This is a genomic window from Deinococcus sp. (assembly GCF_025362455.1).
Classification (GTDB): Bacteria; Deinococcota; Deinococci; order Deinococcales; family Deinococcaceae; genus Deinococcus.
In genome coordinates this window covers 1-24,802 of the sequence record NZ_JANYGJ010000143.1, presented here as the reverse complement: position 1 = coordinate 24,802, position 24,802 = coordinate 1, and the positions used below count along the sequence as shown (strand labels likewise).

General features: G+C 65.0%; 25 protein-coding genes and 1 riboswitch. Of the genes, 13 read left to right on the top strand and 12 right to left on the bottom strand.

Annotation, left to right across the window (positions count from 1 at the left end; translation table 11 throughout):
• Positions 1 to 524: 524 nt before the first annotated feature.
• From Q0R23_RS11425 to Q0R23_RS11415, 3 genes are all read left to right on the top strand, one after another.
• The gene (locus Q0R23_RS11425; protein ID WP_293913141.1) at positions 525 to 1,388 is read left to right on the top strand and encodes an RIO1 family regulatory kinase/ATPase; all 864 of its coding nucleotides are present in this window, start codon (positions 525 to 527) and stop codon (positions 1,386 to 1,388) included.
• A 71-nt stretch (positions 1,389 to 1,459) separates the two neighbouring features.
• Positions 1,460 to 2,122 (top strand): hypothetical protein, encoded by a 663-nt coding sequence (locus tag Q0R23_RS11420; RefSeq protein ID WP_293913139.1) that lies wholly within the window; start codon positions 1,460 to 1,462, stop codon positions 2,120 to 2,122.
• 104 nt (positions 2,123 to 2,226) lie between these two features.
• On the top strand, positions 2,227 to 3,081 hold the full coding sequence (locus Q0R23_RS11415) for a CoA ester lyase (RefSeq protein WP_293913137.1): 855 nt from the start codon (positions 2,227 to 2,229) through the stop codon (positions 3,079 to 3,081).
• 139 nt (positions 3,082 to 3,220) lie between these two features.
• On the opposite strand, the gene Q0R23_RS11410 is transcribed toward Q0R23_RS11415, so the two are convergent.
• The 3 genes from Q0R23_RS11410 to Q0R23_RS11400 form a co-directional block, all read right to left on the bottom strand.
• Positions 3,221 to 4,216, bottom strand: coding sequence for an ABC transporter substrate-binding protein (locus Q0R23_RS11410; protein ID WP_293913135.1), 996 nt, complete (start codon positions 4,214 to 4,216; stop codon positions 3,221 to 3,223).
• Positions 4,213 to 4,932, bottom strand: coding sequence for an ABC transporter permease (locus tag Q0R23_RS11405; RefSeq protein ID WP_293913133.1), 720 nt, complete (start codon positions 4,930 to 4,932; stop codon positions 4,213 to 4,215). The genes Q0R23_RS11410 and Q0R23_RS11405 overlap by 4 nt, the downstream gene beginning before the upstream one ends.
• A gap of 109 nt (positions 4,933 to 5,041) precedes the next feature.
• On the bottom strand, positions 5,042 to 5,719 hold the full coding sequence (locus Q0R23_RS11400) for an iron-containing redox enzyme family protein (protein ID WP_293913131.1): 678 nt from the start codon (positions 5,717 to 5,719) through the stop codon (positions 5,042 to 5,044).
• Between the two features lie 54 nt (positions 5,720 to 5,773).
• Positions 5,774 to 5,873: riboswitch (TPP riboswitch) on the bottom strand.
• A gap of 108 nt (positions 5,874 to 5,981) precedes the next feature.
• Between Q0R23_RS11400 and Q0R23_RS11395 the strand changes: the two genes are divergently transcribed.
• The gene (locus Q0R23_RS11395; RefSeq protein ID WP_293913129.1) at positions 5,982 to 6,524 is read left to right on the top strand and encodes a hypothetical protein; all 543 of its coding nucleotides are present in this window, start codon (positions 5,982 to 5,984) and stop codon (positions 6,522 to 6,524) included.
• 17 nt (positions 6,525 to 6,541) lie between these two features.
• On the opposite strand, the gene Q0R23_RS11390 is transcribed toward Q0R23_RS11395, so the two are convergent.
• The gene (locus tag Q0R23_RS11390) at positions 6,542 to 7,402 is read right to left on the bottom strand and encodes a hypothetical protein (RefSeq protein WP_293913127.1); all 861 of its coding nucleotides are present in this window, start codon (positions 7,400 to 7,402) and stop codon (positions 6,542 to 6,544) included.
• A gap of 221 nt (positions 7,403 to 7,623) precedes the next feature.
• Here Q0R23_RS11390 and Q0R23_RS11385 point away from each other — a divergent pair, with 221 nt between their 5' ends.
• Positions 7,624 to 8,304, top strand: a complete 681-nt coding sequence (locus tag Q0R23_RS11385) for a hypothetical protein (RefSeq protein ID WP_293913125.1) — start codon at positions 7,624 to 7,626, stop codon at positions 8,302 to 8,304.
• On the opposite strand, the gene Q0R23_RS11380 is transcribed toward Q0R23_RS11385, so the two are convergent.
• Positions 8,301 to 8,636, bottom strand: a complete 336-nt coding sequence (locus Q0R23_RS11380; RefSeq protein ID WP_293913123.1) for a hypothetical protein — start codon at positions 8,634 to 8,636, stop codon at positions 8,301 to 8,303. The genes Q0R23_RS11385 and Q0R23_RS11380 overlap by 4 nt on opposite strands.
• Positions 8,637 to 8,735: 99 nt before the next feature.
• Between Q0R23_RS11380 and Q0R23_RS11375 the strand changes: the two genes are divergently transcribed.
• Positions 8,736 to 9,629, top strand: a complete 894-nt coding sequence (locus tag Q0R23_RS11375; RefSeq protein ID WP_293913121.1) for a folate-binding protein — start codon at positions 8,736 to 8,738, stop codon at positions 9,627 to 9,629.
• Entirely contained in the window at positions 9,626 to 10,075 is a 450-nt protein-coding gene (locus Q0R23_RS11370; protein ID WP_293913119.1) for a hypothetical protein, read from the top strand. The genes Q0R23_RS11375 and Q0R23_RS11370 overlap by 4 nt, the downstream gene beginning before the upstream one ends.
• 119 nt (positions 10,076 to 10,194) lie before the next feature.
• On the opposite strand, the gene Q0R23_RS11365 is transcribed toward Q0R23_RS11370, so the two are convergent.
• The 3 genes from Q0R23_RS11365 to Q0R23_RS11355 are packed head-to-tail and all read right to left on the bottom strand — an operon-like array spanning position 10,195 to position 11,698.
• Entirely contained in the window at positions 10,195 to 10,431 is a 237-nt protein-coding gene (locus tag Q0R23_RS11365) for a ferredoxin (protein ID WP_293913117.1), read from the bottom strand.
• Positions 10,432 to 10,486: 55 nt separating this feature from the next.
• Complete coding sequence (locus tag Q0R23_RS11360; RefSeq protein ID WP_293913115.1) at positions 10,487 to 11,275, bottom strand: NTP transferase domain-containing protein; 789 nt, start codon at positions 11,273 to 11,275, stop codon at positions 10,487 to 10,489.
• A 36-nt stretch (positions 11,276 to 11,311) separates the two neighbouring features.
• Positions 11,312 to 11,698, bottom strand: a complete 387-nt coding sequence (locus Q0R23_RS11355) for a DUF1232 domain-containing protein (RefSeq protein WP_293913113.1) — start codon at positions 11,696 to 11,698, stop codon at positions 11,312 to 11,314.
• A gap of 54 nt (positions 11,699 to 11,752) precedes the next feature.
• On the opposite strand from Q0R23_RS11355, the gene Q0R23_RS11350 reads away from it, so the two are divergent.
• Positions 11,753 to 13,543 (top strand): DUF262 domain-containing protein, encoded by a 1,791-nt coding sequence (locus Q0R23_RS11350; RefSeq protein ID WP_293913111.1) that lies wholly within the window; start codon positions 11,753 to 11,755, stop codon positions 13,541 to 13,543.
• A gap of 56 nt (positions 13,544 to 13,599) precedes the next feature.
• Here Q0R23_RS11350 and odhB read toward each other — a convergent pair whose 3' ends face one another.
• Complete coding sequence (gene odhB / locus Q0R23_RS11345; protein WP_293913109.1) at positions 13,600 to 14,883, bottom strand: 2-oxoglutarate dehydrogenase complex dihydrolipoyllysine-residue succinyltransferase; 1,284 nt, start codon at positions 14,881 to 14,883, stop codon at positions 13,600 to 13,602.
• Positions 14,884 to 14,968: 85 nt separating this feature from the next.
• Positions 14,969 to 17,833, bottom strand: a complete 2,865-nt coding sequence (locus Q0R23_RS11340) for a 2-oxoglutarate dehydrogenase E1 component (protein WP_293913107.1) — start codon at positions 17,831 to 17,833, stop codon at positions 14,969 to 14,971.
• 357 nt (positions 17,834 to 18,190) lie between these two features.
• On the opposite strand from Q0R23_RS11340, the gene Q0R23_RS11335 reads away from it, so the two are divergent.
• On the top strand, positions 18,191 to 19,021 hold the full coding sequence (locus Q0R23_RS11335; RefSeq protein WP_293913105.1) for a response regulator: 831 nt from the start codon (positions 18,191 to 18,193) through the stop codon (positions 19,019 to 19,021).
• A 103-nt stretch (positions 19,022 to 19,124) separates the two neighbouring features.
• Here the strand turns inward: Q0R23_RS11335 and Q0R23_RS11330 are convergent, their stop codons facing one another.
• Positions 19,125 to 19,556 (bottom strand): hypothetical protein, encoded by a 432-nt coding sequence (locus tag Q0R23_RS11330; RefSeq protein ID WP_293913103.1) that lies wholly within the window; start codon positions 19,554 to 19,556, stop codon positions 19,125 to 19,127.
• Positions 19,557 to 20,281: 725 nt separating this feature from the next.
• The gene (locus Q0R23_RS11325) at positions 20,282 to 21,025 is read right to left on the bottom strand and encodes a metallophosphoesterase family protein (RefSeq protein WP_293913101.1); all 744 of its coding nucleotides are present in this window, start codon (positions 21,023 to 21,025) and stop codon (positions 20,282 to 20,284) included.
• A gap of 159 nt (positions 21,026 to 21,184) precedes the next feature.
• Between Q0R23_RS11325 and Q0R23_RS11320 the strand changes: the two genes are divergently transcribed.
• The 4 genes from Q0R23_RS11320 to Q0R23_RS11305 form a co-directional block, all read left to right on the top strand.
• Positions 21,185 to 22,288: a hypothetical protein gene (locus Q0R23_RS11320; RefSeq protein WP_293913099.1), complete on the top strand. Its 1,104-nt coding sequence runs from the start codon at positions 21,185 to 21,187 to the stop codon at positions 22,286 to 22,288.
• Positions 22,285 to 23,484, top strand: a complete 1,200-nt coding sequence (locus Q0R23_RS11315) for an MFS transporter (protein WP_293913097.1) — start codon at positions 22,285 to 22,287, stop codon at positions 23,482 to 23,484. The genes Q0R23_RS11320 and Q0R23_RS11315 overlap by 4 nt, the downstream gene beginning before the upstream one ends.
• A 221-nt stretch (positions 23,485 to 23,705) precedes the next feature.
• A complete protein-coding gene (locus Q0R23_RS11310) occupies positions 23,706 to 24,206 on the top strand; it encodes a DUF488 domain-containing protein (RefSeq protein ID WP_293913095.1) in 501 nt (166 codons plus the stop codon).
• A gap of 111 nt (positions 24,207 to 24,317) precedes the next feature.
• On the top strand, positions 24,318 to 24,802 hold a 485-nt coding region (locus tag Q0R23_RS11305; RefSeq protein WP_293913093.1), incomplete at its 3' end, for an SDR family NAD(P)-dependent oxidoreductase.

Sequence of the window (24,802 nt, the reverse complement as noted above, 5' to 3'; positions counted from 1 at the left end):
CGGCCTGGACAGGTTCGGGGGTTTTTGTCTGGACAACGTGACGGCGAAGGAGGCTGAGGACGTCCAAATCAAGGCAATCTCCCTGGGGTCTGTCACCCTGAGCTTGCCGAAGGGTCTGGCGGATGGAGCACTTCGCTCATCTCAGGGCGACAGGAATCAAGCTGCCGAGTGCCCAGACATCCTGCCTTCGTCAACATCCCGCCGCCCCACTCCCCCGCCCAAACAGGTCAGGCGCGACAGTTTCATGCGCCGAAAAGGCTAAGCATGGTGGCTTACTGCGCCTGCTGCGCCTTCCTCACAGGCTGCACACCTGCTAAGCTAAGGACAACACCGAAAGGAGGTGCAGCAAAATGACCGAAAACAACTTCATCACCAAGATCAGCGTTTCAACCGATTTCGTCAATGTCGCCCTGGGAGTGGTTCTTCCCGGCGCCCGCCCGATCAGAGCAAGTCTACGGAGCCAGCATGCTGCACCCGATTTCAGGAATCTTCTCCCTCACTAACCGCCCCACACCGAGCGCCGCTTGAGCCGCGCCTTCGAGCACGAGGACGCCGACGCCGAGCAAAAACTCGCCCGCAAACGCCGTAAGCCGCAGGGCAAACGCAAGCTGGCCGATCTGGGCTCCGGCGCCGAGACGGTCGACCCGGTGTTCGCGCAACTGGAGATGCTGGGCGTCATTACGGAAGTGATGGCCGAGATCAAGAGCGGCAAGGAAGCCACCGTCTACCAGGCTCGCGGCGACCAGGGGCTGATCGCCCTCAAAATCTACCGCGACGTGGCAGCACGCAGCTTCAAGAACACCGGCCAGTACGGTCTGGGCCTGGCCCGCAGCAGCGACGCCGTGAACAAGGCGATTGCCGCACGCGGCTCACGCGGCGCCGCTGCCCTGCAAGATCTGTGGGTCGCCAGCGAGTACATGGTGCTGTGGCAGCTCTGGAACGCCGGATTGCCGGTGCCCGAACCGCTGATCGGCCCTGAGCCCTTCGATTACGTGCAGTCCAGTCCCGCCGTGCTGATGCGCTTTATCGGCGACGAGAACGCCCCCGCCCCCCGGCTCAGCGAGGCGAGATTGAGTCCGGACGAGGCCCAGTCGGCCTGGCGACAGTCGCTGGAAGCCATGGCGCGGCTGCACAAACTGGGACTGGTCCACGGCGACTACAGCACCTACAACCTCCTGTGGTGGGAGGGGAGCGTGATGATGATTGATTTCCCCCAGGTCAGCGACAAGACCAACCCCAACCTGCAATCGCTGCTGCGGCGCGACGCCCACAGCCTGGCCCTGAGCTTCAAGCGCCACGGCATCCGTGAGGACGAGGAGAGCACCCTGCGCGAAGTCGAGCGCCTGGCCCGGACGCTTGTGGACCGTCCCCGACTGCGCCTGCCATGAGCACGGATCGAGTGCCGCCCTCCGAGTTGGGGGCGGCTTTTTTGTGAAAACTGAGGCATCGGGAGCTGAATATGGATGAATTCGCGGCGAGAATGCTGGAGCTGGAACAGGCCATAGACGATCAGTTCGTGCGGGCCACGCTCGACGCGGCGCGGGGCACGGACCGGCACCTGAAACTGGAGCTGGCCTTCGTCGGCTACGACTCGAACAACCAGGACGTGAACGAGCGCTGGCAGATCGTTGCCGCCGGAGTGGCCGAGCACAGCCTGAGCTTCGGCCTGGTGCTGCCGGTGGTCAGGGCCGAGCATCCGCGCCTGAGAGGCTGGCAGGAGGAGCATGGCCGGGTGATGTACGCCTCTTCGCCCGCCGACGCCGCCCGGCTCGAACTCGACCTGAAGGCCGTTCACGACGAGGCGGAATATGGTCCCGCCGAGCACGTCTACCACGCACCCAACTGGTCGTTCGGCGTCGGCGCCGTCGCCTCCGGCCCGCTGAGTTTGCTCGAAAAGTACCGCCAGGTGCTAGGAGCCCATCAGACCCGGCCTAACCTGCTGAAGTTTGGACCCCGCAACCCGCGCCAGCCCGCGCCGACCCTGATCCTGCAACTCGACTGGTCCACTGGCTGGTTCGTGGAAACCTTCGTCATCGCCGCAGAATTCACCGCCCAGCGTCTGCCCGGCATTGACTCAGACGGCGACGCTTCAGACTCGCCCACTCCGCCTGACCTCCACTGATCGCTATGCTGAGCCATGCGCTCCCTTCACCGCTGGCGATACCTGTTGGCCCTGCTGCCGTTCCTGCTCGCCTCCGGTGCGGCCCGGAAGCGCCGTCCACACACATGAAGCGCCCACACACCGCGCTCTACGTGCCGGGCGACAAGCCCCGCGCCATCGAGAAGGCCCGGACGCTGGGCGCCGACCTGATTATTCTGGACCTCGAAGACGCGGTGGCGCCGGAGCACAAGGAACGAGCCCGCCACAACGTCTGCGCCGCGCTGCGCCAGGGCTTCGCGGGGCAGGGCTTCGCGGGGACGGTGCTGGTGCGCCTGAACAGTTTCGGCAGCGCCTGGGAACACCAGGACCGGGGCGCCGTGCTGGCCGCCCGCCCCGACGGCCTGGTGCTGCCCAAGGTCGAGGAGAGCGGCGCCGTGCGCAGCTTCGCGCCGGGGCTGCCGCTGTGGCTGATGATCGAGACGCCGCGCGGCGTGCTGGCCGCCCCCGACCTCGCCGCCGAGCACGGGGTCGCCGGACTGATCGCCGGAAGCAACGACCTGAGCGCCGAACTGCGTGCCCGCACGATGTCCACCGGAAAACTGGGGCCGGGCCGGACGCCGCTGCTCTACTCGCTCAGCCGGATGGTGCTGGCCGCCCGCGCCCACGGCAAATTCGTGCTCGACGGCGTGTACAACGACTACCAGGACGAAGCCGGTTTCGAGGCCGAATGCGTCCAGGGCCGCGAGCTGGGCTTCGACGGCAAGACGCTGATTCACCCCGCCCAGTTGGAGGCCGCCCGCCGCGTCTACGGCGTCAGCGCCGCCGAGGCCCAGGCCGCCCGCGAACTGCTGGATGCCTGGGCAGCGGGCCGCGCCGCAGGCCACAGCCTGAGCAGCCTGCGGGGCCGCATGATCGAGGAGCTGCACGTCAGAGAGGCACAGGAGACGCTGGAAGAATGGGAAGTAGGGAGTGGGCAGTAAAAAAAGAGTGTCATCCTGAGCAAAGCGAAGAATCTCGTCGTTGAACAGCGAGATCCTTCTTTTCACTCAGGATGACAGATAGGTTGTTACGGGTCGCCTGCCGATCTCAGCCATAGCGATGCTTTTTCCATCAACGCCCTCAGCGGAGCAATTCGTTCGTAAACAGCTTTGCATACTCCAGCTTGGTCACCGTTTTACCCTGCGGGTCTTTGACGGCGCCGTTCTTGAGCAAGAACGCCGGGAAGTCGGTCCAGACTTTGAGCGACTGCACGCCCCAGGGCTGACCGGGCCGGGCGTAGGCGTTGTGGGTGCTGAGCCAGGTGGCCCCGTCCGTGAGCACGCCGGGGTCGGGAAAGGTGCCTTTGGGCAAGGCCCTGAGCATCAGCGCGGCGGCTTCTTTCGGGTGGGCGCGGGCGTACTCGTAGCCGCGTGCGGTGGCTTTCAGGAAGGCCCTGAGCCGGGGCGAGGTGGTGTTCAGCCCCTTCGGATCGGCCACGAAGACCGGCGTGTAGTAATCGGGCACGCCGAATTTCGTCATCGAGAAGGTGCGCAGCGGCGTGCCCTGGCGCCGGGCTTCCACGCCCTCGGTGCCCTCGAAAATCCACATGAAGTCGGCGCGGCCAGACAGCAGCGCGCTCAGGCCACCGGCACTCAGCACCGGGCTTTTGAAGGTGCCCTGCCCGCCGTCGCTGCGGATCAGCCGCCCGACGATGGGGGCCTCGTAGGGCGCCCCGAAGGCGGCGTAGATCTTGCCGTCGAGCTGCCGGGGGCGGGTGACGGCGGACCGTTGCAGCACGGCGAAGGCGGCGGTGTTGGTGCCCAGGATGGCGGCGATGCTCACCACCGGATTGGCCGAGACCTGCGCGGCGGTCACGCTCTCGGAACCGGAGATGCCCACATCGGCGCGGCCCGCCGTGACCAGCACTTCGGGCGACGCGGTGCCGTAGGGCAAAATCCGCAGCTTCACGCCCGCCTGCGCGTACCAGCCCTGTTGCTGCGCCACGTACACGCCGATATGGTTGACGTTGGGCGTCCAGTCGAGGGCCAGGGAAACGTCTTGCAAGGGGGCAGCCTGGGCGGTTCCGAGCAGCAGAGCAGTCATCAGCAGTTTGAAGTTCATAGGCTTGAAGTTCATACGTTCTCCTCGGTCACAGGGGGACGGCCCCGCAGGGCGGCGCGTTCGGCCAGGCCGACCAGAGCGACCAGCAGCACGCTCAACGCGGCGCTGAGGGTGATGGCGGCGAAGACCAGCGGCAGGGCGCGGGCGTTGGCGCTGGTCTGGATGAAGATGCCCAGCCCGGCGTAGCCGCCGACGTACTCGCCGACGATGGCGGCGGTGACGGCGTAGCTGGCGGCCAGGCGCAGGCCCGAAAAGAAGGCGGGCAGGGCGGCGGGGAACCTCAGCAGCGCGTCTCGCTGGCGCCCGGAAGCGTTGTAGCTGCGCAACAGGTCTTCGAGCAGCGGCTGGGGCTCTCTCAGGCCGCCCAGCGTCGAAACGGTGATGGGGAAGAAGCAGAACAGCGTCACGATGATGATTTTCGGCCACAGCCCGAAGCCGATCCAGACCAGCAGCAGGGGTGCGAGCGCGATGGTCGGAATGGTCTGCGAGACGATCAGCCAGGGCATCAGCGTCCGGCTCAGGGCCTGCGAGCGCCGCAGCGCCAGCGCGAAAGCCACCCCCAGCACCAGCGCCAGCGCCAGGCCCAGCCCGGTTTCCAGCAGGGTTTGCAGGGTGTGCATGGCCAAGACGTCGGGGTTGTCGTAGAGCGCCCGGAGCACGCTGCTGGGCGCGGGCCAGACGTTCGGCAGCGCCCAGCCCAGCCGCGAGGCCGCCTCCGAGAGCGCCAGCACACCCAGGCCCAGAGCCAGCGCGGGCCAGAGAGCGACTATCTTATTTCGTTTATTCTTGTTTCGTTTAGTTCGCTTGTTTCGCCGCGCCGTGTTCATCGCCTGTGCCGTGTTATCGAGCGGCGTAGACGGTGTCGTAGAACAGCTCCTCGGCGGCGCAGGTCTGGGCCGCGACCCGGCGCACCAGGGCCTGGGTTTCGGGGGTTCGGGCCAGCCGCCGCAGCAGGTCGGCCTCGCCCACGTTGACGCCCTCTTCCAGACCGTCGTGCAGCGAAAAGAAGGCGACCTGCTGATCGGATAAACCGTAGTGCCTTTGCAGCGCCGGGGTGATTCGCGCACAGACGGCGATGAACACGCTCTCGCTGACGCTCAGGCTGGTCAGCAGGCCCAGGAAACCGTGGCGGGCCAGCATGTAGTAATAGGTGGCGCTCAGACCCGCGCAACCTGCCAGCGGGACAATATCGTCGAAGTCGCTGGCCTTCAGGCCCAGACCCTCGCCGAAGTGACGGATGTCGCCCTGGGCGGCGAAGACGGCCTTGGGCTGCTGTTTGGTCAGCAGCGTGGCGCGGGCCGCCTCGTCGGGCGCGTGGGCGATCAGCAGGGCCTCGAGCTGGCGGGAGTGCTGCACCAGCAGGCCGTCTTGCAGCGCAAAAGTGCGGAGCTGCGCCGAGCTGGCCTTTCCAGTTTCGGTAGCAGTCCACAGCGGATGGTCGTGCAGCGTGCGGCGGCGGGCCTGCAACGCCGGGCCGAGCAGCTCCGGCAGAAAATCGGGTAATACGGTGTTTATCATCTGGCCTCCCCTGTCACGGGGAGGGGCATGGGCGGGCCACACGGTAAATTCACAGCGGCGCCGCTGTCACGCTCCCTCCGGCGGGCTTAACCGCGTCAGGTTCCTAGGGTCTGATCTCAGCCTGCGCGCTGCGCAAGCACCCCCGGTGACGAATGAAGCTTAACACAGCCCGGCGGGCGTAACCGGCACCCGGCTCAGTATCTGCCCGGCTCAGTATCTATACAGAACCAGTATCTATACAGAAATGGTCTAGCATGCCCGCATGACCGTTCCCCTGTTTGCGCCCCCATCGCCCCGTGTGCAGCACCGCCCGGTGGAGGCCCGGCGGCTGCTCTACGCCATCCAGAAGCTGAGCCCTGAGCACCTGGGCAATTTCGTCAGCGGAGCCAGCCTGGCGCTGCCACAGGTCCTGGCGGTGGGCGGCGCCCGTCAGCTCGGCCCGGTGGCGATTCTCTACCACGCCCCCGTGACCGAGGCCAGCGACGGCCCGGTGGAAGTCTGCGTGCCGTTCGAGGGCGAGCTGGACATTCCAGACGGCCTCAGCGAGCGCCAGGAGCTGGCCCACCGCGAAGCCTACCTGCCGATGACCAAGACCCAGTTCGGTAACGGCACGCTGTTCAACGCCGCCCGGCGCGAACTCGAAGCGTATGCGCAGGCCAACGGTGAACTGACCGGGCCGCTGCGCCAGATCGACTTCGGCACCTGGGCGGAGAGCGGCCCTGAAGACGTCGTGGGCGAGCTGGCCCTGCCGCTCCGGTGGCTCAATCAGATGCGCCCAGAGACGCGGGGGCGGCTGTTTCCGTAACGCCAGCTTCCGTAACGCTAGACCTGTGCCAGAAGTGCCCGGCCCAGCAGCACTTCACTTCCCGCCAGCCCGGCGGATAAAAAGAGCGTCACCTCGTCGGCCTCACGCCGGGGCGGCGTCAGCAGGCATTCGCCCAGCGAACGCACCGGCAAGCTCCAGCCCTGGCCCATCTGCTCGGCGAGTTGCGCCGGGCTGTCGGTGACGAGCAGCGAGGCGCGGTCCAGCAGCTCCGGCGGGCACTCCTGACCAGCCTGGCCGCGTGGCCCCAGGGTGCAGAGATGCGTGCCGGGCCGCACCCATCCGGCCTGAATGACCGGCGCCGCGCTATGCGTCGCCAAGGTCAGCAGGTCGCTCCCCGCGCAGACGGCCTCCGGGCTGGATTCACTACGGGCATTTAGACCCAGGGCGCGGAGTTCGGCAGCCAGGGTTTCGCTGTGCTGGACATTGCGGCTATAGACCAGCACCTGGCTCAGCTCACGAACCTCGGTTGCCGCCAGCGCGTGTGTCCGCGCCTGGGCGCCACTGCCGATCAGGCCCAGCCGTGAAGCTGTGGCCGGAGCCAGCAGATCGGTGGCGACGGCGCCCAGCAGCGAGGTTCGCAGCACGCCCAGCGCCGCACCGACGATGACGCCACTCAGCCGCCCAGTCTCGTCCCAGACGGCGACCAGTTGATCGTCGTGGGGAACGCCCCGTGTAGTGTAGACCCGGAAGCCGAACGCCTGTGGGCTGGCGCCCACCGTGAAAGTCAGGCCCGATGCGTGCAGCCGGGCCGGGGCGTCGAGTTGACCGGAAGCGTGCAGGCGCAGCGCGGCGCGGATGGCCTCCAGGGCGAGTGAAATGGGGAAACGGGCCACGTCGGCGTCAGTCAGGAGGTTCATAGGTGCTCCGGTTGCTTGTGGATGAGGCGCCGCCATACGTTCAACAGCCATGACGGGCGCGGCCTCTTTCCAGACCGCCGCGTTCGCAGTCGCCACACCTCGGCCTCGCCTCGCCAGTCTTCCACACGCTCCTGTTGCCGGGCCAGCCGCACGAGCAGATCGTCATTCATGTCATTAGCCTGAACTTCGTTCGCTTGATCGGGGCAGCTCATAATCAACCAGTGAGCCACCAACCTGTAAACACTGATGATCCGGACATGGACCTGCCCGACTCGCTGACCGTCACCGATCCGCGCTGGGCGAAAGTGCTGCTCGACGGACGCGAAATCGGCTTTTACAGCCTGTTTCTGGGCCGCGACCTGAGTGTGGGCGAGGCGGCCACCGCCAGCGGGCAGAGCCTCAACACCGCCTACGTGCATGTCCGGCGACTCCTGCGGCTGGGGCTACTGGTGGTCGGCGGCGAAACCCGGCGCGCCGGGCGACTGGTCAAAACCTACCAGTTAGTCGCGCACTCTCTCTTCGTCCCGTATGAGGTGACCGCCTACGACAGTTACGAATCCTTCCTCTACCACTACATCGACCTGCCCAGTGCCCGGATGCTCAGCCGCAGCGTGGCGCGGGCGCGGGCGGGGTTTGCACCCAGCTACGGCATCGAGATCACGCGGGTGGGCGGGCAGATCGATCTGCGGCCTGCCTCGGCGCCCGGTGAGCCGCTGAATGCCCGGCTGCCGCATCGGCCCGCCGTCTACAACCTGGCCCTGGACGATCTGATGCTGGAGAATGCGGACGCCAAAGCCCTGCAAGCCGAGTTGCGCGAGCTTTGGCAGAAGTACCGCGCCCGGAACGGTTCACGCCGCTACGTGCTGCGGCTGGGCCTGGCGCCGTATCCGGAGGACGCTTAGCGAACCTCTGCCTCCTTCCCCATCGCCTGATAATCCTCCCAGGCCAGCGCCGGGATCAGCGCGAAGCTGCCCAGGAACAGGGTCGCCACAGCAGCAGGCACGCGCACGGGCGTTTTGCCCGCCAGCACCAGGTACAGGGCGCCCAGCGTGCTGACCATGCCGATATCCATGAACATGATCCGGGCGAACGAGCTGGCCCTGAGGGTGCCCAGCGTGCCCAGGTCGCCGGAGCGTTTGCCGCCCAGCACGGCGCTGAGGACCAGCGTGGCATAGAGGCTGGCGTACAGTTTGAGCCGGGGCGCTCCGGGGCGGCGGTATTGTTCGAGGTTCATGCTTCAGGGTAGTGGGAAGTGGGGTGTGGGAAGTGGGAAAAGATCTTTTTTCACTCCGTATCCACAGTCTGGGCAGCTCGCTTGGCTTACTCTACAGTCATGACTCCGACCCCAGCCAGCACCTTCACCCGCCTGCCGTCCAGTGCCCTGCGGCTGACCGGCGCCGACCGGCTGGACTTCGCGCAGGGCCAGATGACCAACAACCTGAAAGCCGCACCGACCCCCGGCATGATAGAAGCGTGTTTCCTGAGCCCCAAAGGTCAGATCGAACTGTTCGCCCGCCTGTACAAGCGGGAAAACGACATCTACATCCACCTCTCAGAGAACGAGGCGCCGCTGCTGGCCGCCCGCTTCCGCAAGTACATCATCTTCGACGCGGTGGAGGTGCAGGACCTGAGCAGTGAGCTGGCGACCATTCACGTCTGGAATGAAGATGTCGGCGGCTGGACAACAGGTGGTCCGGCGGTCCAGAGCTTCGACTTCGGCGGCGGTTTAGTCATGGCTGGACGGGTGAACCGCACCGGCACGCCGGGCCTGGACCTGCATTACCTCCGCAAGCACGAGGGCGCCGTGCTGGCCGCTCTGAACGCCACCGAGCGCCCGTACTCCGAACTCGAAGCCGCCCGCATCCGCGCCGGAATCAGCGACCCCAGCCGCGACGGCTGGATCGGCAACCTGCCCCAGGAAGTCGGTCTGGAGGGCGCCATGAGCTACCGCAAGGGCTGCTACGTGGGTCAGGAGATCATGGCCCGGCTGGAGGCACGCGGCAACACCCGCTACCACCTGGCCGGGCTGCGGGGCACAGAACCAGGGGGTGCAGGGCTGCCCGCCCACACCGACATCACGCAAGGCGGCAAAACGGTGGGCCGCAGCGGCGCCACTGCCGGAAACGCCGCGCTGGCCCGCATCCGCAAGGACGTGCCCGAAGACGCCGTGCTGAACGTCGGCGGCGTGAGTGCCACGCTCGTGGCCCAGGCTGTACCAGTCCCTTGAACACGCCCGAAATCATTCCAGCCGAAGCAAAACCAGCCGCGCCCGCCACACTCAGGCGGCTGCGTGGGCTGTACTTGCTGGGGCTGGGGGCGCTGGCGTTGCCCGGCGTGCTGATCGGGCTGCCGCTGGGGTTCATGTTGCAACCGCGCTGGAGCAACGAGATTACGGCGCTGCTGGCCGGGGTGGCCGCCCTGTGCGCGGCGCTGACCCTCTGGCTGGCCTGGCGGCAATCGCGCAGCCCGGAAAGCGGCAGCCGCCTGAGCGCCGCCGTGCTGGTCGCCTCGGCCCCCGCCGTGCCGCTGCTGATGGCCTGCGCGTTGTGGCGCCGCAGCGACGCGCTCTCTTTGCTGCTGCCGCTGGCACTGGTCGCCTTCGGACTCGGCTGGGCGATGGTGCAGGGCTGGGCAGAGCCAGATCAGAGCACAGGAGCGGTGGCGAGGGAGTAGGGCCGTTCCACGGAGCTGCACGGAGGTCAACAGCCGCGTCCAGGACGCCGTTTCTATCCTGTCCAGATCAACTAAAAAACGCTCACCAGCAGGCGAGCGCTTCTCATGTCGGCTCCGGCTTACAGCCCGAAGAACACCCGGTTCTTGGCAATGAATTCGGTTTCCGTGCCGGGCACGTCCTCTTCGGGGTAGATGGCGCTGACGGGGCAGGCGGGCACGCAGGCGCCGCAGTCGATGCATTCGTCGGGGTGGATCAGGAACATCTCACCGCCGTCGTAGATGCACTCGACGGGGCAGACCTCAGTACACGACTGGTCTTTGACTCCGATGCAGGGGCTGACGATGACGTGAGGCATGCCGCCCATATTGCCAGGTGGGGGCTTGCAAGACAAGGGCAAGTGGCCTACATCTCTAGCTCACCGGGGCAGCTTTGCTAAGTGCCACCTCGGCCAGCACGAGGTCTTCTTCCTTGTCCACGTCGGTGCCGACAGCCGCGTGCGGCGTAATCAGGGCCTGGACCGGCGTGCCCAGAATGGTGCTGACCCGGCGTTCCAGCTCGGCGATGCGGAGTTGCCCCAGCAGCATCCTGACCAGCATACCCGGCCCGATGATGCCCGCCAGCTTGAGCGGTTGCTTGCGGGCGTCCAGCACGGCTTTGAGGCGCGGCAGAAACTGGCCGATCAGCGCCGGATCGAGTAGAAACAGATTGCCACCAGTAAACGCGCCGTCCTTGAGCTTGGCGTAGGTTCGCTTCACACCTGGATAGGCCGCCTCGCAGACCGCCTTCTCGACAATCGGGTAGACCAGTGACATAGCCGGGGCGGCGTCCAGCACGTCACGGAGCATCTGACCGGTCAGCATCGGCACGTCCGCCGTAATGACCATGACGCGGAGCTGGGGGACGTTACCGCTTTCCCGCAGCGCCGCCACACCGGCTTCGAGATTGGCGATCAGGGTGCCCCGGTCCGTGACGCGCACGTCGATCAGGGCTTTCATATCGGGCGACAGCGGCCCCACGTAGGCGACGCGCCCGATGCGGCCAGACTCGCGCAAGGCATGCAGCACCCACTGACCCATCGGGCGGCCCGCCAGCTCGATCAGCGGTTTGACGGCCACACCGTGCGCGGCGGCAAAAGCGTCGCCGGGGTCGCCGCCGCCGAGCACCACGGCGTTCCAGGTTGAAGGAGGTCCAGAAATCATTCAGCGCAGGGTAGCACCTGGCCCCCGTTCAGCAACTCAGCTCAGCAACCGGATCAGGCCGTACACCAGCAGGGCAGGCACGACCACCAGCGCCACCACCACCGCAGGCCACAGCCGGGGCAGCCGCTCGACCTTGCTGCGGGCCACGCCGAGCACCGGGGCGGGCAGTTGGCGGGCGGCGAAGGCCAGCACGGCGGGCACGATCAGCAAATCGTCACTGACGCCGAGGACTGGAATACCGTCGGGGATGAGGTCAATCGGGCTCAGCGCATACAGGACGGCCAGCGCCGCGATCAGTTTGGCCTGGCCCCCGGTGCGGCGGTCGCCCAGCGAGAGCAGCAGCGCCAGGGCGTCGCGCCAGACGGCCCGGAAGCGGCCCAGGGGTCCAGTGGGGCGGCGGGAGGTCAGACGGGGCTGGTTCACGGTGGGGAATACGGAGTGAGGCGGCAGATAGTTCCGCCCTACACTGACCACACGATGACAACATCTTTTGAACCAGGAAAAACATCACTCTCCGACATGATGCGTTCTGTAGCTGAAGGTAAGGTCCAGCTTCCCGACTTTCAACGTGGTTGGGTCTGGACCGACGATCACATCCGTAGCCTGCTCGCGAGTGTGTCGCTGTCCTATCCCATCGGCGCGGTGATGATGCTGCGAACGGGCAATCCAGATGTGCGTTTCAAGATGCGGCCCTTGGAAGGAGCTACACCGCCAGCAGGGCAAAATCCAGACTTGCTGCTGCTCGATGGGCAACAGCGCCTGACCAGTCTTTTTCAAGCTCTGGCGAGTGGCAAAGTTGTTGACACCCGCGACTCTCGCGATAAAGCGGTAAAGCGCTGGTATTACATAGATATGCAAGTCGCTACAGACCCGGAGAAAGATCGAGAGGATGCCTTTATAAGCGTGCCAGAGGATCGGAAGGTTAAAAACTTTCGGGGCGAGGTAATCGCCGACTACAGTACACCAGAACTTGAAAGAGGTGCAGGCGTTTTCCCTGTAGCATTGATTCTAAGCGATTATGAGGATTGGGCAGAGGAATATCGAGACCTTTCTCACACTCACAAAGACCACTGGAAAAAATTTAGGAAATCTGTTATAGAACTATTTAGAGACTATCAAATTCCGGTCATCACGCTAGACAAAAGCACGCCTAAAGAAGCAGTCTGCCAAGTATTCGAAAAGGTCAATACAGGTGGTGTGAGTCTCACCGTCTTTGAGCTTTTGACTGCCACATTCGCGGCTGATGATTACCACTTGCGCGATGCCTGGTACGGCGATGAAGCTCAGAACAAGGTCGGAATTCAGCAGAAGCTACAACATTGGCCTGCATTAGCAAATGTGGAGAGCACTGACTTTTTGCAGGCGGTAACATTGCTATCGACTCGCGTACACAAACTGAAAAAGATTCAGAGTGGGAAATCTGAGCAGGAAGCACCTGGGATATCTTGTAAACGCAAAGATATCCTCAAGCTCACATTAACCGATTATCTAGAATACGCAGGCGCTGTAGAGAATGGTTTTTTGAAAGCAGCGAAATTTCTCCGCTTCCAAAACATGTTTACTGCCCGCGACTTGCCCTACCGTACACAATTGATTCCACTTGCAGCAGCACTCGCTGTTTTAGGTGAGCGAACGGAAAACGTAGCCGTGCAGGACAAGCTGGCTCAATGGTACTGGTGCGGTGTCTTCGGTGAACTCTACGCCAGTGCGACTGAAACTCGCTTTGCTAAAGATTTCCCAGAATTGCTCGCCTGGATGGACGGTGGGAGCGAACCCGACACGGTGAGGGAAGCAAATTTTCTGCCCAATCGTCTGAACGATCTTCGTACTCGGAATAGTGCTGCTTACAAAGGGGTTTATGCGTTGCTGATGCGCGATGGCGCTGAAGATTTCAGGACTGGGCAAGCAGCCACAGATACAGCTTATTTTGACGAAAGCATAGACGTACATCACATCTTCCCGCAGACTTGGTGTGAAAAACAGGGCATACCAAGAGAAATTTTTGATAGCGTGATCAATAAAACACCACTTTCATATAAGACAAATCGGAAGATAGGCGGTAGTGCCCCCAGCAGCTATTTAGAAAAGTTGCAGAAGGAGGAAGATATACATTCAGAGAGAATGGATGAGATTTTAGTCACTCACATCATCGACGTTAGCTCCTTGCGCGGTGACAATTTTCAGTCTTTCTTTGACGCACGGCGAGCCAGTCTCCTTGCTCGAATCGCTCAGGCAATGCAGAAGCCAATCACACAAACCGATCAATAATGCGCACAAAACCGCCAACCCCTCCCCCGGCGGCTGGCGGTTCCATCCTCCAAACGCTACAGCTCCAGCAGCATCCGGGCCGGGTCTTCGAGCAGGTTCTTGATGGTCACCAGGAACTGCACGGCGTCCTTGCCATCGATGATGCGGTGGTCGTAGCTCAGCGCCAGGTACATCATCGGGGCAATAACAACCTGTCCGCTGACGGCAATCGGGCGCTCGATGATGTTGTGCATCCCCAGAATGGCGCTCTGCGGCTGGTTGATGATCGGGGTGCTCATCATCGAGCCGAAGGTGCCGCCGTTGGTGATGCTGAAGGTGCCGCCCGACATGTCGTCCATCGTCAGCTTGCCCGCTTTAGCCTTGCCCGCAAAGCCCGCGACGGCTTTCTCGATGTCGGCCAGCCCCAGCGTGTCGGTGTCGCGCAGGACCGGCACGACCAGGCCCCGGTCAGAGGCGACGGCGATACTCACGTCGTAGTAGCCGTGGTAGATGATGTCCTTGCCCTCCACCGAGGCGTTGACCATCGGGAAAGACTTGAGCGCCTCGGTGGCGGCCCGCACGAACAGGCTCATGAAGCCGAGTTTGACGCCGTGCTTGGCCACGAACTGATCCTGATACTTTTTACGCAGATCCATGCTGGGCTGCATGTTGACCTCGTTGAAGGTCGTCAGGATGGCGGCGGTGTTCTGCACGTCTTTCAGGCGCTCGGCGATGCGCTGGCGGATGCGCGTCATCGGCACGCGCTGCTCGCTGCGCTCTCCAAGCGGCGCGGCGGGCTGGGCCGGAGCGCTTTCCCGCATCGAGGTGGGCGCGGTGGCCTCCTGCGGTCCCTGATCGGTGCCGCCACCCTGTGCTGCTAGAGTTTGGGCCGCGACGACCTGAGTGCCCACGGCGTCTAGCGCGTCCTGCTTGGTGATGTTGCCCTTGGGGCCGGTGCCCGCGATCTGGCCCGCGTCGAGGTTGTTCTCGGCCACGATCTTGCGGGCCGATGGCGGCAAGGTGCCGTTGCCGCCGAGCGTTCCAGCGCTTTGAACACTGGGGGTAGATGAGGCCGCACCAACGCCCACGACTTCCGGCGCCTTGGCCTGGACCGCTGGCGCACTTCCGGCCTCCCCGATCACGCCGAGAACTTCCTCGCTCAGCACGGTGTCGCCCTCGTTTTTAGCCACACTTTGCAGCACGCCGTCTTGCAGGGCGGTGACTTCCAATACCACCTTGTCGGTCTCGATCTCGGCCAGAATGTCACCGCGCTTCACGGCGTCGCCGGGCTTCTTGCTCCACGACAGCAGCGTGCCCTCGGAGACGGATTCGGAGAACACAGGGACTTTGATATCGGGCATACGGCTCCTCACAACTGACGATCTGGATTTGACAGTACTTTGACAGCAGCTCGGCGCTCACCCCGTAAGGATAAGCGCCGTTCTCTTACGACTGGGGCGTGGCTTCTTTCTTGACGGTGGTGACTTCCGGCTCGACGCGAACGCCCAGGGCGTCCTGGATGAGCCTGGCCTGCTCGCGGTCATGCATCTGCTTGTAACCGGTGGCGGTGCTGGCGCTGCGGGGGCGCCCGGCGTACTGGAGGGTCTGGCCCGGCAACAGCGCGGCTTCGAGGTCGTCGCGGAGCATCAGCCAGGCGCCCTGGTTCTGGGGTTCTTCCTGCGCCCAGATGACATCGGCGTTGGGGTACTTCTCCAGCTCGCGGCGCAGATTGTCCACCGGGAAGGGGTAGAGCTGCTCCAGGCGCACCAACGCCACATCGAGCTTGTGGCCCTCGGCGCCCGACTTCTCGCGGGTCTCGGACAGATCCCAGTGCAGCTTGCCGGAGCTGACGACCACCCGGCGGGCGGCGGGGCGGCTCTCGTCGCCGATGACCTCACAGAACTTGCCGCCGGTGAACTCGCTCAGCGGCGACATGGCCAGTTTATTGCGCAGCAGGCTCTTGGGCGTCATCACGATCAGCGGCTTGCGGTAGGGCCGGATCATCTGGCGGCGCAGCAGGTGGAAAATCTGCGCCGCGCTGCTGGGCACCACGACCTGCATGTTCTTCTGGGCGCACAGTTGCAGGTAACGCTCCAGCCGGGCCGAGGAGTGCTCCGGTCCCTGGCCCTCGTAGCCGTGCGGCAGCAGCAAAGTAACGCCGCTGAGGCGCTGCCATTTGCTCTCGCCCGCGCTGATGAACTGGTCGATCACCGACTGGGCGCCGTTGGCGAAGTCGCCGAACTGGGCCTCCCAGATCACCAGCGAGTCGGGCGCACTGGTCGAGTAGCCGTACTCGAAGGCCATCACGGCCTCCTCCGAGAGCGTGGAGTCGATGATTTCGATGTGCTTGGTCACGCCGCTCAGGTGCGCCAGGGGGGTATATTCCTCGCTCATGGTGTCGGTGGCCAGTTGGTCGTGAAGCACGGCGTGGCGGTGGACGAAGGTGCCGCGCCCGGAGTCCTGACCGTCGATGCGCACGTCGAAGCCGTCTTCGAGCAGCGTGGCGTAGGCCAATGTTTCGCCCATGCCCCAGTCGATGGGCGCCAGCCCCAGGCTCATCTCACGGCGGGTTTTCAGCACCCGTTCGACGGCGCGGTGGGGCGTGAAGCCCTCCGGCACGCTCGACAGGCTTTCACCGAGTCTGGCGATGCGCTCGGCGCTCACGGCGGTCTCGGCGTCCTCGGTCCAGTGGACGCCGATATATTTGCGCCAGTTGATCGCCAGCTTGCTCTGTTCCTCGTTGGAGACTTCGGTGACCACCGAGGCGCCCTGATCGAGCTTGTCGCGGAAGCTGCTGGTCCACTCGGCCTCCTCGCCCGGCGCCAGCACGCCTTCCTTCTCCAACACTTTGGCGTACAGGGCGCGGGTGCCGGGGTGGGCCTTGATCTCGCGGTACATGATCGGCTGGGTCATGGTGGGGTCGTCGCCCTCGTTGTGCCCGTAGCGCCGGAAGCAGATCAGATCGACGAACACGTCCTTGCTGAACTCCTGGCGGTAGGCGAGTGCCAGTTCCCCGGCGAACACCACCGCCTCCGGGTCGTCGCCGTTGACGTGCAGCACGGGCGCGTTGGCGATCTTGGCGACGTCGGTGCAGTAGCGCGAACTGCGGGTGTCGCGCGGGTCACTGATGGTAAAACCGATCTGGTTGTTGATGACGATGCGCACCGCGCCGCCCGTGGCGAAGCCGCGCAGCCGCGAGAGGTTGAGCGTCTCCATGACCACGCCCTGGCCCGACACCGCCGCGTCGCCGTGAATGGTGATCGGAAGCACCTGCTTGCGGTCCACGTCGTCGCGGTTGTCCTGGCGGGCCCGCACCGAGCCGTGAACCACGGGCGAGACGATTTCGAGGTGCGAGGGGTTGAAGGCCAGCGCCAGGTGCATCGGGCCGCTGGCGGTGCGCACGTCGGAAGAAAAGCCCATGTGGTACTTGACGTCCCCGGCCACGTCGGGATCGTCGGAGAGCACCTTCTTGCCCTCGAATTCGTCGAAGAGGTCGGCGGGCTTTTTGCCGAAGATGTTGACCAGCACGTTCAGGCGGCCCCGGTGGGCCATGCCGATGACGGTTTCCTTGACGCCGACCTCGCCGCCGCGCTGGATCAGCGAGTCCATCAGCGGAATGAAGCTCTCGCCGCCTTCGAGCGAGAAGCGCTTCTGGCCCACGTAGCGCTGGTGGAGGTACTGCTCCAAGCCCTCGGCGGCGTTAAGCTTGGCAAAAATCCGCTTTTTCTGCTCGGCGCTGTAATCGCCGCGCCCCTTGGCCCGCTCGATACGCTGCTGGAACCACTCGCGCTCACCGGTGGGCAGGTAGGTGAACTCGAAGCCGATGGACCCGCAGTAGCTCTGCTCCAGTTGGTCCATGACCTGCGAGAGCGTGCCGGAAAAGTGGCCCTCTGCTACGGGTGTGTTCAGGTCCTGGGCCTTCAGGCCGTAGTACTCAGGGGTCAGTTCGGGCACCACGGCGGGCGGGCGGATGGTCAGGGGGTTTTTGGCGGCGCTGATGTGGCCGTAGACGCGGTAGGCGCTGACCAGGGCACCCGCCGCCTGCTGGGCCGCGCTGCTGCTAGCCGCCTTGCTACTGGCCGGGGCGGCATTGTGGCTGGCGGCATTGTGGCTGCGGCGACGGCCAGAGTCGTAAAACCTCGCCTGCACGGCGCTGTGGGCCGTTTCGGGGGCGCCTGCACGCACCTCGTCGAAGTAGGAGCGCCAGTCGCTGTCCACGCTGGCCGGGTCGCTGAGGTAGGCTTCGTAGAGCGTTTCCACGAAGGCGGCGTTCCCGCCGTACATCACCGTCGCACGCTGAGAGTCGTTCATATGCGCCCTCCAGCATACCCCCGCAGCGGCGGGCATAAAGCGCACCAGCCCAGGATCGAGATGCGGGCCGCACAGGGCCGGTTGGCGCCCCGGAGGCCACCTGATCGGCGTTCAGGGCCGACGCACCCGGTCAAACCTTCGGTCCCAGGGCCGCAGTGCGCCGCCACCTCAGAACTTTGAACTGACCGGGTAACACCGCCCTCCCCCACCGAATGCCCCCCACCGAATGCCCCCACTGGATACATGGGCCCTGAAGCCTGGGCACGGCGCCGCAACTTGTAAGAGCCGGGTAAGGGGCAACTTCTGAGACTTCTCTCAGAGTGGCGCCTCGCGCTCATCAGCAAGGAGTCATCAGTCATGCTCAGCAGCAGTACCGACGTTCACCCCAGACCACCGAATCCGCCGCTGCGAGACGTACTGATCGTCGAGTCGCAGCTCAGTGCCCGCAAAGCGCTGGAACGCTTGCTGGAGGGCCTGAACCTGGGAGTGCGCTACCGCAGCGCCTCGTGCGCGGCCCAGGCGCAGCAAGAGATCCGGGTGGCCCGGCCCGACCTGGTGCTCAGCAACCTGAATCTGAGTGACCTGAGCGGCCTGGAGCTGTGCCGCAGCCTGCAAGCAGACCGATCACAGGCAAACCAGCCGCAACCCGACCAGCCGCAACTCGACCAGCCACCAGCAGACCAGTTGACCGTCGTGCTGCTGGGCGACGTGGCGCAGGCCGAGGCTCAGGCTGCCGGGGCCGCCGGAGTGCTGGGGCTGCCGCTGGAGCAGTTCGAGCTGGCGCGGCTGCTCGCAGAGCTGTTCGCGGCGCCCAGCAGCGTGCAGAGCGACAGGCCTTCGGCGGCGACGCTGGCCCAGGTACTGATTCGCAAGCTGCTGGAGCGCCCCGGCGTCATCGCCATCAGCGCCTACAACCAGGGCGGCGAGCTGGTCGAGGAAGCCGGGCAGCCGCTGCCGCCTGAGCTGGGAAGGCGGGCCAGAACCTACCTGAGCGCGGCCCGCTGGCTGAACAAGAGCGAGGCCACGCTGGCGCCTGTGCCGTCACCTGCCGCCCTGTGCACCATTCAAGTCGAGTACGGTGCGCGCACGCTGCTGCTGTTCGAGCAGCCCAGCGGCGTCATCGCCTGCCTGCTGCGCGACAGTGCCAGCGCCAGCCTGATGAAGTATTGGCTCAGATCCGCCCGCTGAGGCGTCAACAACCCCGGCTGAAACACCAAAGCGGGTGGACGGCACCAACGCCTTCCACCCGCAGCACTGCAAAACCGATTAGATTACTTGACGACCGATTAGATTACTTGACGGCCTTGCGCTTGCCACGTGCGCGTGACTTGCCCAGTGAATGGCCTTTGTCGTAGCTGGCCTGCATTTTTGTCCGGGTTTCGGCGGCCAGCGCCTTGAAGTCGACCAGGCCCGCTTCAAACGCCTCGATGCTGGGCTTGATGTTCCCGCCGCGCCGGGTCGCCGCCAGTTCGCGGTTGGTGCGGTCAAACCAGACTTCAAAAGCCGGGGTGGACTCAAAGATCATCTCGCGCATGCTGCGGTTGTAGGTCTCGTCGCTGTTACGGCGGCTGAAATCCTTGGGCAACTGAAAGCGCTCGGTGGTCATGTAGGCAGCCTCGAACTGACCCTCACGCACCGCCGATTTAAAATCCTTGACAAAGGTATCACTGCGTTGGGGGTTGGTCAGCATCTGGACCTGTTCACTCAATTTACGATAAGCCATGTGTTGTTCCTCCTGCAAACGAGTATGAATCTCACGACTTGAGAAGTCAATATGACCCCCACTACAAGCGGCGCCGGGGTGCCTCTGTATTTTGAGCTGACATTCTGTATCTACGCGCTATACACGGCGTAAAGGTGACTGTCGTGGTCGGGCCTTCAACGCAGGCAGGCCACACTGATGCCGCTTGAGTACGCCGAGCAGGGCTGAGCTTCAAGACGTCGTGATCCGCTCTGAGTGGCGGCGCTCGCATGACTGCTCACTTCGGTATAAAACCAGTCAATAGCCGGTACGGGAAGCTCTCGCCACCGATGCTGAGCGCCGAGCAAGCCGCTCCGTGCAGCGCCGACTTCAGTTCAGGCAGGCCAATTCCACCAGCTTCCAATACCAGGCTCCAATACCACCAGTTTCCAATACCACCAGGTTGCAGTGACTGAGTTCAATCGTCTGTCAGGCGAGCGGGAACTTCACCCGGCCCAGGCACACCCGACTTGAATTCGTCCAAGGCGCAGCCTCGACGGGCCTTGTTCGTAGGAACCCCCGGATGCTCGAATCTCAGCTCGAACTCGTGGGTAGAGTTGCCCTGAACTTGCCCCCCCCTAGAGCAGTACTCCGAATTACGCCACGGGGAAAACAGCCTCCCCGCGCCTCCATTCTGCGCCTTGCTCAGTTAAAACTACTCGCTCCGCTCGGTCATAAAAAGGGTCTTTTTATGACATCTGCTCCAATCACAGCTCCACGCCCTCGCCGCCGCGTGCCCGGCGCTTCTGATACGCCCCGGTCAGCAGCTCGGCGATGTACTCGCGGGTAAACGGCATGCCGCTGGCCTCGGCGGCGGCGATTTCGGCCTCGCGGTTGTAGGTGATGCGCACGAACTGGGCGCTGTAGCTGGGGCCGTGATCGGCGAATTCCAGAATCAGGTAACTGGGCAGGGTGCTGTCGAGCGGATTGCCCACCGAGCCGCAGTTCATCAGCGGGCGGCCTTCCACGTCCAGCATCAGGGTTTCGTGGATGTCGGCGTAGACCAGCGCGTCGGCGTACTCGCGCAGGCCCAGGTGCGGCTGGGGCGCGAAGGCTTCGAGCTGCTCGTGCAGGCTGCTGTGCGGATACAGCCGGTGAAAGACGCCCTTGGAACTGGCATGCACAAATCGCCACCAGGCACCCCCGAACTGCTCCTCGATGCCGAAGGGCAGCGCCGAGAGGTAACTCAGCTCGCCTGCGCTGAGCAGGGTGCGTGGCCAGAGGTCCTGGGGCCGGTTGGTCACGCCTGCTACCCGCGCGTCCCAGTTGCCCTGAATGGTGCGCGTAGCAAAGGCCTGAACCCACTGCAACACCTCGCGGGGGCGCGGGCCTTTGCCCACTAGATCGCCCAGCACCCAGATCTCGCTGAGATTACGTCGCCGGATGTCCTCGTGGACGGCCAGGGTCGCCTCCAGATTCGCGTGCAAATCTGCGATGACGGCGAGTTTCATGCCGAGCAGTCTAGCCTGAAGCGTCAGCCGCGCTTTGGTGAAGGCGTACAGTGCGCTGTCCAGATTCGGACCGATAACCCGGACCACTAACCCGGACGGCCCGACCACCTTTGCACCCCATCTTCACTGCCCGGCGGCGGCGGCAGGTACTCTGAGGGCATGCCCTCCGGACGCCCCGTCGCACGACACCCGGCCCTCAAATTGCTGCTGAGCGTTAGTCTGTTCTGTGCCAGCTTGTCCAGCACAGCTCTGGCTCAGACAACACTCGACCCGGCACCGGCACCCGCCCAGACTGAACCTGCACAGACTGAACCGGTCCAGCCCTCGCCCGGCCCGCTGACGCTCACGGCCCGGCCCGGAGTCACCGCCGAGTACACCACCTCCAGCAGCGTGCAGTTCACCGACTTCGACATCAGCTTCGCGCCGCTGCCGGGCCGGATGCTCAGCGCCGCCGAGCAAACCCAGCTCAAGCGGCTGAGCGACAACGCCGCCGTCCAGTTCGCCGACCTGGGAACGCTGGTCGCCGCCCCGCCGCAGCGCACCCGCACCCGCCAGACGCTGAGGGTGCTCGCTGCCGACAGCGCAGGCAACAGCGTGCTGCTCACCACCGTCATCACGCCGCCGGTCATCGCCTTTCGGGCCGGGCAGGTCGCCGCCCCGGCCCAGATCACCCGCCTGACCCGGACCGTCTCGCCCAGCGGGCAGCTCGTGTCTTTCAAGGTCCAGACCGGCGATCCGCAGCGCCAGCTCGCCTACGAGCGCCTGAACTACGCCGATGTGCTCAGCGCCCTGAGCCTCAGCGACGCCACCAGCCTCTACGGCCTGGCGCTGAAGAGCGGCGCGGCCAGAACAGCCGTGCAGCCACTCGATCTGAGCACCTTCTTCGGCAGCCTGGCCGACGCGCTGGGCGGCCCCGGCACCGGCATCAGCCTGAAAGCCCAGCCGCTGCAACTGAACGTGACCACCACCTTCCAGGGCGAGGACGCGGGCGGTACTCGCCGCTACGACCAGACCTACCGCGCCTCGCCCTGGATACTCAAGCTCAGTACCAGAGGCTCGGACGGCCAGACCATCACCCTGAAATTCGCCACCACCGACTGGAGCGGCGAGGGCACCCTGAGCTACCGCCCCGACGGCCTGCCAGACGGCGGCGAGCTGACCCAGAAGATCGGCATGACGCTCAGCGCCGAGTTGCCGGGACTGCCGGTGCAGCTCCGCGCCCGCTTTGGCGCCACGTTGAGCCTGAGCAGTAAAGCGAAGTGAGCGGGTTCACAACCACGTTGAGCGCCACCGACGTCTCAAAGCCGCAGGCCCGCGCCGCCCGCTGGGCCACCAGCACCGTGTTCTTCGCCAACGGCGCCGTGATCGCCACCTGGGTCGTGCGGCTGCCGGGCGTGCAGCAACACCTGGGGCTCTCGCCCGCACTGGTGGGCACGGCGCTGCTGGGCCTGGCGGTGGGCAGCCTGATCGCCATGCCGCAGACCGGCGCCCTGGCCGCCCGCTACGGCACCCGCCGCGTGACCATCACCGCCGGGCTGATGATGATGCTGGCCCTGCTGCTGCCGTTTCTGGCGCTCAACCTGTATACCCTGTTCGCCGCGCTGATGGTCCTGGGCGGGTGCAACGGCGTGATGGACGTCGCCATGAACGCCCAGGGCGTCGCGGTGGAACGCTCGCTCGGCCAGCCGGTGATGTCGAGCTTTCACGCCGCCTACAGCCTGGGCAACCTGGTGGGCGCCGGACTCGGCAGCCTGCTGCTGGGCGCCGCGCTGGGCGGATTGCCGCACGCCCTGATCGTCACGCTGAGCATGGGCGCCGCGTTGCTGCTGGCCGGATCACGCCTGCTGCCCAAGCACGCCGACGAGCCGCCGAAAACCACTGAGACGGCGGACACCGCCCGGCCCACGTCCACCCCGAATTCGCTGATCTGGCTGCTGGGCGCCCTGTGCTTCATGGGCATGCTCGGCGAGGGCGCCCTGGGCGACTGGAGCGGCTTATATTCCCGCGACGTGCTGGGGGCGACGGGCGCGAGCATCGGGGCGGGCTACACCGGCTTCACGCTGGCGATGACGCTGGCCCGGGCCTTCGGCGACGGCTGGAGAAGCCGCTACGGCGACGGACGGGTGGTCACGGTGGGCGCCCTGCTCAGCGGCCTGGGCCTGGGCCTGAGCCTGCTGAGCAGCACCTACACGCTGGCCTTCGTGGGCTTCCTGGCCTTCGGGCTGGGGGTCGCCAACGTGGTGCCGGTCCTGTATAGCGCGGCGGGGAGCGCCCTGGCGGGCCGGGGCATCGCGCGGGTGGCGACGCTGGGTTACGCGGGCTTTCTGGTCGGGCCGCCGCTGATCGGCTTCGTGTCGCAGACGGCCTCGCTGGTGGGCGGCATGGCGGTGATCGCGCTGAGCCTGCTGCTGGTGGGATTGATGGCCCCGGCAGTGTATAGGCGGATGGGGGAACGGTAGGAGGGAAGCATGTCATGCGATGGGCGGGGACGCCGCCCGGTAGCCCCCTCTGCAAGCAGGTCTTCGACTCTCCCGCAGGGGGCGAGGGGTCATGAATTTATTCCCATATCAGCTTGTTCCCCTCAACGGAAAAAAGCTAAAACCTTTCACGTCGGTTCTGATCCGTTCAACCGCGACTCCACTCACCACGCCCTGAGCGCATCCGAGCTATCCCTGAAGGCATGACGCCTCCCCCACTCTTCACCATCGGCTACGAGGGCGCCGCACTCCCGGACCTGATCGCCACCCTGCGGGGTGCGGGCGTGACACTGCTGGTCGATACCCGTGAGCGGGCGCAGAGCCGACGCCGGGGCTTTTCGAAAACGGCGCTGGGACTGGCCCTGAGGGCGGGCGGCATCGAGTACCGGCACCTGCGCTCACTCGGTACACCGCCGAGTCTGCGCAAGGACTACAAGATGACCCATGATTTCGCCGTGCTCTCATTCGGCTACCGCTTTCACCTGGCGACCCAGGGCGAGGCGCTGGAGGCGTTGGGCGGGTGGGCGCAGGCCGGGCAGGTCTGCCTGTTGTGCTACGAGGCCGAGCCGGGCGAATGCCACCGCTCTCTGATCGCCGCACGTTTGCAGGAGCTGGCACTGGTGGGCGAGGTGCTGAACTTGCAGGTAGAGCACCATCAGGACGCCGCCGCCATTTTCGACGCCCTGCCATTTCCGACGTCCTGAGCGCCACCGAAGAACCAGTTGAACCCGACGAGCCACCGCTGTAGAGACGCAAACTCATCTTCCGAACGCCGCCAGTGGCAAACCTGCCCGGCCAGCGCTCAGAATGCAGCCATGACCTCTCCCCCAGCCCAGGCGACCTTCGACTTTAGCGGCCAGCGCGTGCTGGTGACGGGCGCGGGCAAGGGCATAGGCCGCGTGGTCGCCGTGTACCTGGCCCGCAGCGGCGCTGAAATCGTGGCGGTGAGCCGCAGCGCCGCCGACCTGGAGAGCCTGCACGCCGAAACTGGTTGCACCGTGATCAGCGCTGATCTGGAACACGACTCAGAGGCTGTGCGGGCCGCCACCGAAGCCGGATTCATCGACCTGCTGGTGAACAACGCCGGAATCGCCGTGCTGGAGCCGTTTCTGGAGGCCACACCCGCCGCCTTCGACCGAACGATGGCGGTCAACGTTCGGGCGGTCATGACCATCAGCCAGATCGTGGCGCGGGGGCTGATCGAGCGGGGTGTGCCGGGCGCCATCGTGAACGTGTCGAGCCAGTCGTCCAGTGTGGGGTTGCCGGACCACGCGACCTACTGCGCCTCGAAAGGGGCACT